This window comes from Paenisporosarcina sp. TG-14 (assembly GCF_000297555.1).
Taxonomy (GTDB): domain Bacteria; phylum Bacillota; class Bacilli; order Bacillales_A; family Planococcaceae; genus Paenisporosarcina; species Paenisporosarcina antarctica.
The window spans coordinates 46077-58308 of sequence record NZ_AMGD01000022.1; the positions used below are offsets into that span (position 1 = coordinate 46077).

A 12232-nucleotide genomic window follows, 5' to 3' on the forward strand; every position below is an offset into this window, starting at 1 on the left:
ACTCGAAGTTAATCTCAGACTTCCCTACGTGAGTAAGGCATAACGTTAAGATGCTCTGAACGAGCCACAAATTCGGGCATTTGTGGTTGACTGTCTTCCGCTTATTTTTATTGTATTTAAGAGTCTTTGGTAATTGTGCCTTAAAATAAAATATAGAATGATTAATAATTAAGAATATTTACTATATATCTGACTTACTTTAAAAAAATGTTGTAAACTAGGAGATAGATGTATTACTAATTGGAAGGAGGTTTGAATAAATGGACTTTCCAAAAGAAGAAGTTGGTAAGCGTATAAGAATTTTACGAAAATCGCGCGGATTTACTGCGGATGATTTAGCGAAAAAAATAGGGGTCAGCCAAAGTATGATTTCTCAAATAGAGCGTGGACTAGTGTCTCCTTCTTTGGACACTTTATGGAAAATGAGTCACTGTTTAAAATTGCCAATTTCCGCTTTTTTCGAAGAAGATAATCAACAAAATGTGACTGTTTTCCGTGAAAATGAGCGTTTTGAATTGAAAAAGATGCGTCCAAACATAACTTATCAACCTCTGTCACCGAGTAATGGCAAAGAAATCAGCTTATTCAAATTGATATTGGATCCTGGTGAAACTTTGAATAACCCATTAATGTTTCATATGGGAGAAGAATGCGGCTACGTACTAACTGGAACTATTCGTGTTACAGTGGACGGTCAATCATACGACCTTCATCAAGGGGATAGCATTTACTTTGATAGCAATCTTCCACATAATTTTGTGAATGTGAGTTCACATATCTCGACAGCTATTTGGGCCATGACACATCCTTTTGAAACTTTTTTGAATCCCACTCGTATACATAAGTAATGTATTAATTAGGAGGTATATTATTATGTTATTAAAAAACCCTGGTATTGCCGCGGTATTAAGTTTCTTTTGGACCGGTGTCGGGCAAATATATAATGGTCAAATTGTGAAAGGCTTAATTTTAATTCTCGTGCAACTTATCAATTCAGCCTTAATGTTCGTATTAATTGGATTTATTACCTTCCCGCTTGTTTGGATTTGGGGAATCTATGACGCTTACAAAGTTGCAGATAGAATGAATAAAAACGGTTCATACTAACCACTCCCATTTAGAGGCCACTGCTTTCGTTTTTAAAATTTGTAAGCATGTTTAAATTGAAAAAGGCGACATTTCGTTCGATTTTGAACGGAATGTCGCCTTCTTTCGTATTGCTTACTCTGCTTCCTTCAGTAAGGACATAATTCGTTTGAGGTTTATGTAAAATATCTCCACGGCTCATTGCATCAGCACAACGATATCGTAAATCGCCTTAAATAAGCTAAGGTTTAAAGATTCTTGATTGGAAAGGAGGGGGCATATTATGTGAGATTTTGAACAGAAAAAGGAACCTCTCCTTTTTTAAATGAAAGAAAATATATTTATTATTTATGGTGATTGAAGTGCAAGGCGGCTAAAAACATATGCTCCTGCATCTCTACGCTAGCTTCGAAACATGAAAGTGCGCTGTAACAGAAATCACCTAACCTAGTGCTTAAGTAAAGAAATTATAAATTAACTTTTTCAGTTACCACCCCATTTGTGGGTGTTGTTTTATGTAGAAAATTAGGAAAGGGTCTAACCTCTGTATGTACAGGATATACCCTTTCCTATTCGACTCAATTCGAGACAGATTTCTTTAATTTATGCTTTCTCCACAAGTCTTCCGCGGCACCTGAGCCAAATATCACTCCTGTGACGATAAAAACAAGTCCAAATATATGTCGAGTTGATATGACTTCATCTAAAAAAATGGAAGCTCCTACTAATGAAAAGAACGTATTTAAGTTCATAAAAATGGCAGCCTTTGATGGGCCTGTTTTACCAACTGAGTAGTTGAAGAGCATATGTCCAACTGCTGTTCCGATTATTGCACTACCAAAGAAAAGAGCCCAAAATATCGGCTGAACTTCGAAAAATACTTGAATTTCACCTGGTTCTTGGACCAAGCTAATGACAAACAATACGAATGAGCCGATTAAGAACATATAAGCAGTGAGCAACCTTGGATCCAATGTTTTTGAAGCTTTACTTATGACCAAATAACTAAACACTTGAGCTAATATCGATATGAATACGAATACATCACCAAAAGATAAACCAGATGCCCCTTCTCCAGCTGCTAATACTGTGGCACTGACGCCAAATAAACCAAGAACAACGCCAACCCATTGCAATCTTGAAGGATAAACTCGCATGATTAAGGATACTAATACAGCGGTTAACACGGGACCCGTACCTAAAATTAAACCAGCATTCGAACCGGATGTCATGGATAATCCAATTGACAAGAAGTATTGGTGTAATACTACATTAAGGAGTGCCCCCACGAAAATAAATTTCCATTCTTTTTTCGTGGGTTTTCTCACAAGTTTCATCGCCGTTAAAATTGTAAACACAGTTAGACTTGCTAAAAATATACGAAATGCAGTCATAGTAACAGGACGCACTTCAGAAACTAAATATTTTACGGCTGGTAAATTAAAGCCCCATATGAACATAACTAAGACGAGAATTCCATAAATTTTCCATTGTTTCACTTGGGACTTCACCTCATTAACTATTTCGTAATACGAAAATCAATACAGTAATCTTAATACTTTACCTGACTAAAGTAAATGAATTCATTTTTATAAATGGTTTTTGTTATCATTTAATGAAAACCGAAATTTTTGGTATTTAAACATTCTAAAAAATTCATTGTAGGGTTAATGTAACAATGAAAAGTTTTCTATTTCTTCTATAGTTACTAAACATTTATAATGTAGGTGCTTACCTTCTATTAAGACGGATGTTGTTTTATTAAACAAAAAAAACCATTTAACTGAGTAAGTTAAATGGAATGTTTGAAGCAATATTGATAAATTTTAGCTGTGACGAGACAATCTCCCAAAGCATCATGAGCATTATGCTCAAGTTGCAAATACTGAGCTAGTGTTGTTAATTTGTGATTAGGTGTTTCATTAAATACTTTTCTTGAAAGTTTTAATGTATCAATAACTGTATATGTAGGTACTTCAACTTTTTCTTCTAGAGCATATAAAAAGTTCATATCAAACGATGCATTATGAGCAACAATCGGTAGATCTCCAATAAATTCAATTAACTCGTTTATTACACTATCAATCTTTGGTTCATTTTTCACCATAGTATTTGTAATACCAGTTAAAGCCGTAATACGTGTTGAAATCGACCGCAATGGATTAACAAGTTGATTCATAATGCCAATTTGCTCATGATTTCGGAATTTTACAGCTCCGACTTGAATAATTTGATCTGCTCCTGGTCGTAATCCCGTTGTTTCAAAATCAAGTACTACATAGTCTTTCGCTTTTTTCACGGAAGGAATATATTTTTTCAGGGGTGAAGTACGCTTTGTCGTAGTCCAATACTGTTGACGTGATTTTCGTCTCAGTAGCTCTGCTGCATCTATTTGTCGATCATCCATCTTGTATTCCTCCGAATCTATTAGGAATTTTAGTCTATCTACTATAAGAACTATATACCCAAACTAAGAAAAGCGCAAAGCATCTTCTAGCTCATCACGGTGCTGGAAAGGTTCCTTTTGCGACGAGTAATCGCAGGAGCAAGACCTTAGGTACGAGCTGTCACATTTAGCTAGACATAACTATTTGAAGTCCGAAAGTGTAATTTGAAAAAACTTATACTCTCGAATCGCCAAAAAAAAGGAAAGCACCTATTGACGAATCATGAAAGATTCATTATGATATTTTTATGTTAACTAAAATAAATAACAAGTTTACGAAAAACTGGGGGATTATATGTGAGAAATGAAAATTTAAAAATGTTAATCGTAACTGCACTTTTTGCAGCGATTATCGGCATTATGGCGCAATTAACTATACCACTACCACTAGTTCCAATTACCGGGCAAACACTTGCCATCGGGTTAGCGGCAACTATTTTAGGAAAACGGTACGGTACGTTATCCGTACTTGTTTACATCATGTTAGGAATTGCGGGCTTACCTGTGTTTAGCGCTATGACCTCAGGACTTGGCATAGTTTTTGGTCCAACAGGAGGCTATATCATCGGATTTATTCCAGCAGCTTTCATTATAGGTTGGTATTTAGAACGTTTTGGATTTACCGTAACCCATGCCATCATTGCCAATATTATGGGGACAGTCGTTACATTAACGTTTGGTGCAGTTTGGTTAAAATTTATTGCAGAGTTAAGTTGGACGGCTGTTTTAGCTGGCGGGGTTACTCCATTTATTATTGTGGGAATCATTAAAGCAGTAATTGCTGCAACAGTTGGCATAATAGTTCGTAAACGTTTAACATCCGCAAAATTATTACCGGTTGTCATTGCATAAATAAATAATGAATTAAAAGCTAACCAGCTATTTAAAAGTGTATCTACTTTTAAAATAGCTGGTTTTTTTGGGGGGATTTGTTAAAGTCTATTGCCCGGGAAATAATTGGGTTGTTTTGTCATGTATAAGTCGAATTATGATAATCAAATGACTATTACATTAAGTTAATAATCATTACTTTTCTTTATAGAAGGAATACTTCCCAAAGAATTTTTTATGCTTTTAACGGTGTCATTAGCAGTCGTAAATGACACATTTTTTTGTATAAATTCTATCAATGTTAACAATATAATAAAATTGTTTAGACTTTAATTTATATTACTTTCACTTACCAAATCCGTGATCTGATATTTGCGTGGGATAGTTCTTATTGGCAATCGTTAAGTTTACCTAAAATTCGCGCAAATATATCAATGGTTTAACGTTTACTACAAGTTGGTAAGTGCAAGACTGTTGTCATCCTCTCTCTTAAGTACCGAAACCTAACAATTAATTCCTCCTTTGTTCATTACTCTCTGTTAAGTTTAGAATTTTCTCGCATTTGTCACAATTTTGTTAGTTTAATTTAAATACATCATGTATAATTGTTGATTGTTGCTAACGTATTAAAAAGGAGTTTTATAAATGAAATCACAAAATACTCTAACTATTGGAGAGAATATAGTAGTTGGTCTCATGTTATTTGCATTATTTTTAGGTGCTGGAAATATTATCTTTCCACCATTACTTGGTCAGTTATCTGGGGAATCATTAGTACTTGCTATATCTGGTTTTCTTATTACTGGAGTTGGATTGCCATTACTGGCTGTGATAGCAGTAGCAAAATCTGGCGGAGACTTACAAGGAATTGCAAGTAGAGTACATCCACTTTTCGGATTAATTTTCACCATTGTAGTTTATCTCGTAATTGGTCCACTTTTCGCTATACCTAGAACTGCAACAGTTTCATTTGAAATTGGCGTTGCTCCTTTTTTAGCAGAAGGCTTGTTACTAGAAAAATGGCCATTAGTTATATTTAGTATTTTATTTTTCACTGTAACCGTCTTATTCGCTCTTAATCCTACTAAGCTTGTTGATCGCATCGGAAAAATCTTAACACCAATATTAATTACAGTCATTGGATTATTAACGCTAAAAAGTATAATTACGCCTATGGGTGAAATTGGACAATCAAAAGGTGCTTATAAAGAAAGTCCTTTTTTTGAAAGCTTTCTACAAGGTTATTTAACAATGGACTTTTTAGCAGCCTTAGTATTTGGTATTGTTGTTATTAAAGCTTTAGAGAATAAAGGAGTCCATGATAAGAAGAAATTAGTCAAAACAACTATTTTTGCTGGCTTTATCGCGGTATTAGGGTTATCTCTTGTTTACATTGCATTAAGTTATATTGGGGCAACAAGTATCGATGAGATTGGTATTCAAGACAACGGCGGTGCAATTTTAGCATTAGCTTCAGTTGAATTATTCGGGAATTTCGGCAAAATCATTTTAGCTATGACAATTATGTTTGCGTGCTTAACGACTTCTATTGGATTAGTTGTAGCTTCCTCTCAATTCTTCGAGAAAATAATACCTAAAATATCTTACAAATTGTTAGTTTTTATCTTCGCTGGATTTAGTGCAATTGTTTCAAATGTTGGGTTAACTCAACTTATTAGTTTCTCAATACCTGTCTTGTTAGCTATTTACCCGTTAGCAATTGTATTGATGTTTCTATCATTCATTGACAAATCTTTTGATCGATCACCGATTGTTTATCAATTAGCATTATTATTCACCAGCTTTATCAGTATTTTTGATGGGCTAAAAGCTGCTAAAATAACTTTCCCTGTTATAGAAAGTGCATTTAATTACCTTCCACTATATACACAAGGCATCGGTTGGCTGATACCCTCTATTATAGGCGGTCTTATTGGTTTCATCATTTATAAATTCAAAAAATAAATATTACATTTAAAATTCTTTTTTAAACAAATTATATATTTTTTCACACACAAAACCCGTTGCAGTGCTCATAGAGACTGCAACGGGTTTAATCTATATAGAGGGGGTCTCTAGTAGATGTAGTTAAATTAGAATTTTATTATAATATTTTGTTGTTTAGTGGCATTTTGCTACGCAATTTTTCAGAGTCAAGACGCTCTTCATATTGATTCGTCTTTATATCTTCTTGCTCATCATCACCTGAGTGCAGTTCATTAGAGTTACTATCTAAACCTTCAGGACCAGGACCTAAATTCGGATCAGCACCTTGTGATTGAAAACCAAAACGTTGCTCATTTGAAATTTCAGTTGGACGCTTATTTTGTACCATATTCTCTTCTTCCATTGAATGTCCAATATGGTTTTCATCTTTAGCCAAATAAGGATTGGTAGAAAAAGTTTCGCCACGCTCAAAACGATCTTGGACTTCGTCAAACCGACCATCTGTTTTATTTACTAAATCATTTGTTGATGGTTCGAATCCTTGCGCTTTAGCGTATTCACTTTGTGGCTCCGTTTTTTCGTTTAATTGTTTGTTATCACTCGCATCATTTCGAGTTATTTCTTTAAAATTAGGCTCACTTGGCTGAACTGGTCGTTCTTCACCTGGATATGGTTCTTCACTATTTCTTGAAGAATCAAACACATTATTCTCTACTTCAAAATCTTCTATTTGTTGATTTGCTAGGACATCTTCATTTGGCTCCGCTTCCCTGTCTGTGTAAAGAACGAATGCCCCATTTGCCACGTCTTTAGAGTAACACTCTGTTTCAGCATCGCTTAAATCTAATTTACGGAATCCTTCTTTAATTGCGTCTTCACCGGTAAACCAGGATTTAAATTTTTCTATCATAGTTCCCGCTTCGTGTGTTGAAACTTGTGAGTGACTATTCAATGTACTCATGTGTGAGTGCTCTTTAGAAACAACATGAATATCACTTTCAGAATATCCTTGTTCTTTTAATTGTTCTAATTTCACATACATTTGTTCTTCTGATAAAGCTACAACAATTCGACGATTTGATTCTAAGTTCATGGTGTTACCTCCTATATAATTTTGAGTATACATACTATCTACCCTTTCATTAATTTGAGTTAAACAATATTTAGATTAATTAATCAGTTTGTAATATAAGCCTAATTAGCAGGTTTAAATTTAACAAGATTGTCTTTATTGTCATATTTGAGGTGGTGTTGCTCTTGGTAAATAATATTAATTTCAGACAAAAGAGACTGACTCTTATGTCTATAATTACTAGACAATAAAGTCAGTCTCTCTATAAAATTAGTAGAGCATGAGATGTATTTGGATTTAAAAAGTTAAATCGTGAAATATTTCGTTTATCAATTGTTTTTAATTAGCAACTGTTCTTGTTGTATTGTCGGTCCAGCTTTCAGTTCGCGATTTTCTGCCCAATCTCGCGTATCTTGAGCAGTTTTCGCTAATGATCTAAACGTTAATCCATTTTCTACAGCCTTTTGATTTTTGACAATGAAAAAACCTTCTGGATAGTCTGATGATATTGGCATCCAGAATGGATATCTTCGGGCTCCTAAATTTTCCTTTTCCAATACTTCATCTGAAATCCACTTTTTTTCAATTACTTCAGTTGTGATTTCATCAATAAAATTATTTAACGAAAGAGGATCAGAAGCAGCATTAAATGTACCTGATTTTCCTTCTTCCACCATTTGTACAATCCACTTAGCTATATCTCGTACATCAATCCATTGAACTAGTCGATTAAGTTCATCTCCGCCTGGTATAGCCACTTTACCTTCTTTTGTTAACCGTTTAGCGTAATATGTAAATCGGTCAGTCGGATCATGTGGTCCTACAACAATACAAGGTCTAATAATTAAAGCACACTCTTTAAAAATGTCGTTAACTAATTGTTCACACATAACTTTTAACGGTCCATATGTTTCTCCTGTGACTTCATCTGTTTCTATTTTTTTTGTGAAAGTAGAACTTAATTCATTAGGTCTGCCATTTTGATAATCATCATAAACAGAAATGGTTGAAATAAACATATAAGTTTTTGTTTTATTTTTCAGACTGTCAATCATCGGTTGTAAATCTTGAGGCGAGTAAGCACAAGTATCAAACACTACGTCCCACTGTTCTTGACCTACTAATTTTGCATCTATCCGACGATCACCTTGAATATGCCTTAAGTCTTTAAACACTTCTACATTCGTTTTCCCACGATTAAATAATACTACCTCATGTCCTTTTTCTATCGCTGCTTCTACTAAATATCTTCCAACAAAAGAAGTTCCACCTATCACTAAAATTTTCATTTTATTTATCCCTCCTATTAATTAAATTCTTTGCAAATAAAAAAAATCCTTTAAACTTTTTTTTCTAAAGCATTGCTTGTTGTTTTTTAAGCATACTAAATTTATAATGAACGAATTATTAGTTCTAAAAAAATAGTAATGACGTATGGGAAAATACTCGCATTTTGTCGAATTGCGCTATTGTTTCCTAACGTGTAATGGTACACTTAGACTTATCTTATTGAACAAAAAGGAGCATTTTATGGATATTCAATGGACTCAACTTCCTCAACTAAATGCACTCCATGTATATGGACCTACTACGCAAGATACTGCTGGGATTGTATACGATTCAAGAGATGTAGAAAATCAGTTTGCCTTTTTTTGCATCATTGGAGAAGAGACAGACGGACACTTTTATATAAATGAAGCCATAGAAAATGGAGCTACAACTATAGTTGCTTCTCAAAAGTCAATAATTGAAGGTTTTACCTCTTCTTATTCAGACATTTCTTTTGTCCTCGTTGGAGACTCTCGTGAAGCATTAGCTTATACAGCTATCGAATTTAATCATCACGCCTCTGACAAGTTATTTAAAGTAGGAGTTACTGGTACAAATGGTAAAACAACAGTTGCTTCATATGTTCGTAATTTATTGAATTTACTGGGAATTCCTTGTGGTATGTTAGGAACGAATGGCATTTACACTTCAAAAGAAGTCCTGCATATTAAGAAAAGCACACCGACTACTCCAATGTCTTCAGATGTACAAGCTATCTTTAGCGAGCTTTTAAAACGCGGGGATAAAGCGGCTTGTATGGAAGTATCTTCAATTGCGTTAGATCAATATCGAGTAGGTGGGTTTGAATTTGATGTAGCCATTCATACAAATATTTCAGAAGAACATATGGAATATCATAAAACGTTCGAGCATTATAAAATGTGTAAACTTCGCTTATTTACGCAAGCAAAAGCAAGCATTGTAAATTTGGACGACTCCGGCATGAGCGAAGATATTATTCGAGTCGCAAATGGTTCGATTTTAACTTACTCTCACAATAATGACTCACATGCCGATTTAATATGGACAAACATCAATCATTATGCAGATGGAATGTCGTTTGATTTACTTTATAAAGGAATCTCCCATTCCATTAGCATCCCAATTTATGGGGAATATAATGTAGGAAATTTAGTGTCTGCTATTGGAGCTGCTATATTAGCTGACGTGGCAATTGATGAAATTTTATTGGCTTTACCAAATATGGAACAAGTCGATGGTCGATTTCAAGTAATTCACGGTCCAGATAACCGAAAAATCATTTTAGATTACGCACATACACCTGTCGCATTAGATGCCATAATGCTTGCTGTCAAAAAACTGCCTCACGAAAGATTAATTACATTAATCACTGGACTTGGTATTCGTGATTTCTCTAAAATGCCCAAAATGGCGAAGGCTGCTGAAGGTAAGGCTGATGTTTTAGTCGTAACGGTTGATCACCCTGGCTACAATGACCCTTGGAAAGTTGTTGATGCGGTTCTAAAAGGTTTCACTGAACCATACTTGCAAGAAGTACTGACCGCTCCATCTAGACATGAAGGGGTAATAAAAGCTTTAGAAGCAAGTCAACCCGGTGATATTGTCTTACTCACAAGTGGGTGCATTAATGGATCGCAAATTGTCCAAGGCGAATATATTCCACATTCAGATGTAGACATTATTAACGATTATTTTTACAATACAAAATTAAGTGTATGAAACCCTTCTGGCAATGTGCCAGAAGGGTTTTTTGTATTTGTGGGCTGTTGCATTTTAAGGATATCTGGCATTCATAGTGGGTTATCTCATATTCACAGTGTTATATCTGATATTCGCGAACACTTATCTAATATTCACGTTTGGCGCACAATTTGTTCGTGCAAGAATGGTGTCACTTGGGTTCCTGGTTTTGATTTTTCATTTTGAAAAATGAAATTTGCTTGTTGTATTAACTATCTTTTAAAAAGCTCGATGCTACACATATAAGCCTCGAATGAAAGAAAATACCTATGGAGGTTTTAATTTTTTCACATAAGGAAAAGCTTATGGCAATTGCCATAAGCTTTTACCGTTACTATTATTCTAGTGATTTTCTTTTCTTAGCAGCGTCAATATATGATTTAAATAGACGCTTTGAAGGTTCATCGTCAATTTGTGCAAATTCTTCAGGGTGCCATTGGAAAGCAAATACAAAGGAATGCTCAGTACTTTCAACACCTTCTATGATGCCATCTGCTGCACGGGCAACGATTTTTAAAGGACTTTTCACTTCATTACAAGCTTGATGATGGTATGAATTCACTTTAAATTTGTCTTCTTTTAGTATTTTGTACATACGACTATCTTTTTCTACTTCAATAGGATGTGATCGATGTGTTCTTTCAGCCTGTTGTTTATGTTGCATGACTGGTTCTTCACGTTGGGAGTGAATGCTTTGATAAAGTGTTCCTCCAGTAGCTACGTTTAGCATGTGCAATCCTCTACATACACCAATGTACGGTTTGTCTAATTCTAATATTTTCTGAATTAACGCATACTCCATTGCATCTATACGTGGAGCAATTTTACCTAAATCTACATGAGGTACCTGGTCATAATAAGCAGGATCAATATCCTCCCCACCTGTTACAAATAATGCATCTATTTGTTCACACATTGCCTCTAAATCTTCTCCTGGTATGAGGGGAATTAACAAAGGAATACCTCCTGCTTGCGTAATTGCATTGGGGTATACGGGTGGCATAAAGTAGCTACCATCTTCTAACACTTCTGCAGTAATACCAACGATTGGTTTCATCTATACTCTCCGTTCTATTTTTAAATTAACATGTATCAGCAGAATATACCCAATTCATCTAAACTAAAAACATCACTACGTAGTAAATATTTTTTTATAAAAGTGAATTTTAAGCATTTAATTAACTTAAAGTATACTTATTCGACAATGGAACTAAGGTTCTTTGTCAAATGACGTTGGTGAAGAATTTCAGTCGGCTATAATTGATTATTCTTCGCGGGACTGTCCAGAAAATAGTGAAAATGACTTTCTGGACAATCTTTTCTTACGATTAGTCAAATATCCCGTTGCTTTCCGTTTCAGATGGACGCTTTCCGCGGGCACGGCTTCAGCCTCCTCGTCGCAAAGAACACGCTCCTGTGGGGTCTTCAGCTCGCGCTTTTCCCGCTGGAGTCGCCATCTTGCACTCCAATCAACTAAAATTGTACGTTAAAATTCCTGATCCAGTAAAATGCTTAATAGTAGGATTATGCTGCTTTTTAGCGTAATTGTGTTTGTTCGCTTAGTTTATCAGCTGGTTTTAATTTAAAGTGTAAAATAATACGGTTTTTGTAATTCTGGAAATTTCTACATCCATAAGCGACATGATAATGTTTCTGACACCGCACTCTTCGCAATGTGTAGGGGTGTCTGTCAATTTTCCAAAGACATATGTACATACTTTCCCTTTAAAAGTCCCTTCTTTTATGAAGTTTCCTTCAAAAGTAATGGTAGGGATCTATTTGAACTTATGTTTCCTATA

General features: G+C 34.8%; 10 protein-coding genes. 5 read left to right on the plus strand and 5 right to left on the minus strand.

What is annotated here, in order from left to right; genetic code table 11:
* Positions 1-260 precede the first annotated feature (260 nt).
* On the plus strand, positions 261-848 hold the full coding sequence (locus tag C406_RS0108735) for a helix-turn-helix domain-containing protein (protein WP_017380229.1): 588 nt from the start codon (positions 261-263) through the stop codon (positions 846-848).
* A 25-nt stretch (positions 849-873) separates the two neighbouring features.
* Complete coding sequence (locus C406_RS0108740) at positions 874-1107, plus strand: hypothetical protein (RefSeq protein WP_017380230.1); 234 nt, start codon at positions 874-876, stop codon at positions 1105-1107.
* A gap of 557 nt (positions 1108-1664) precedes the next feature.
* Here C406_RS0108740 and C406_RS0108745 read toward each other — a convergent pair.
* Both C406_RS0108745 and C406_RS0108750 read right to left on the minus strand, forming a co-directional pair.
* Positions 1665-2585 (minus strand): DMT family transporter, encoded by a 921-nt coding sequence (locus tag C406_RS0108745; RefSeq protein ID WP_017380231.1) that lies wholly within the window; start codon positions 2583-2585, stop codon positions 1665-1667.
* Positions 2586-2878: 293 nt separating this feature from the next.
* On the minus strand, positions 2879-3493 hold the full coding sequence (locus C406_RS0108750) for a 3'-5' exonuclease (protein WP_017380232.1): 615 nt from the start codon (positions 3491-3493) through the stop codon (positions 2879-2881).
* A gap of 336 nt (positions 3494-3829) precedes the next feature.
* Between C406_RS0108750 and C406_RS0108755 the strand changes: the two genes are divergently transcribed.
* A complete protein-coding gene (locus C406_RS0108755; RefSeq protein ID WP_017380233.1) occupies positions 3830-4384 on the plus strand; it encodes a biotin transporter BioY in 555 nt (184 codons plus the stop codon).
* A 624-nt stretch (positions 4385-5008) separates the two neighbouring features.
* A complete protein-coding gene (brnQ, locus tag C406_RS0108760) occupies positions 5009-6328 on the plus strand; it encodes a branched-chain amino acid transport system II carrier protein (protein WP_017380234.1) in 1320 nt (439 codons plus the stop codon).
* Positions 6329-6467: 139 nt separating this feature from the next.
* Here the strand turns inward: brnQ and C406_RS0108765 are convergent, their stop codons facing one another.
* Positions 6468-7403, minus strand: a complete 936-nt coding sequence (locus C406_RS0108765; RefSeq protein ID WP_017380235.1) for a general stress protein — start codon at positions 7401-7403, stop codon at positions 6468-6470.
* 308 nt (positions 7404-7711) lie between these two features.
* Positions 7712-8671, minus strand: coding sequence for an NAD-dependent epimerase/dehydratase family protein (locus C406_RS0108770; protein ID WP_017380236.1), 960 nt, complete (start codon positions 8669-8671; stop codon positions 7712-7714).
* 241 nt (positions 8672-8912) lie between these two features.
* Here C406_RS0108770 and C406_RS0108775 point away from each other — a divergent pair, with 241 nt between their 5' ends.
* Positions 8913-10412, plus strand: a complete 1500-nt coding sequence (locus C406_RS0108775) for a UDP-N-acetylmuramoyl-L-alanyl-D-glutamate--2,6-diaminopimelate ligase (RefSeq protein ID WP_017380237.1) — start codon at positions 8913-8915, stop codon at positions 10410-10412.
* Positions 10413-10770: 358 nt separating this feature from the next.
* Here the strand turns inward: C406_RS0108775 and C406_RS0108780 are convergent, their stop codons facing one another.
* Complete coding sequence (locus tag C406_RS0108780) at positions 10771-11490, minus strand: gamma-glutamyl-gamma-aminobutyrate hydrolase family protein (RefSeq protein ID WP_017380238.1); 720 nt, start codon at positions 11488-11490, stop codon at positions 10771-10773.
* Positions 11491-12232 lie beyond the last annotated feature (742 nt).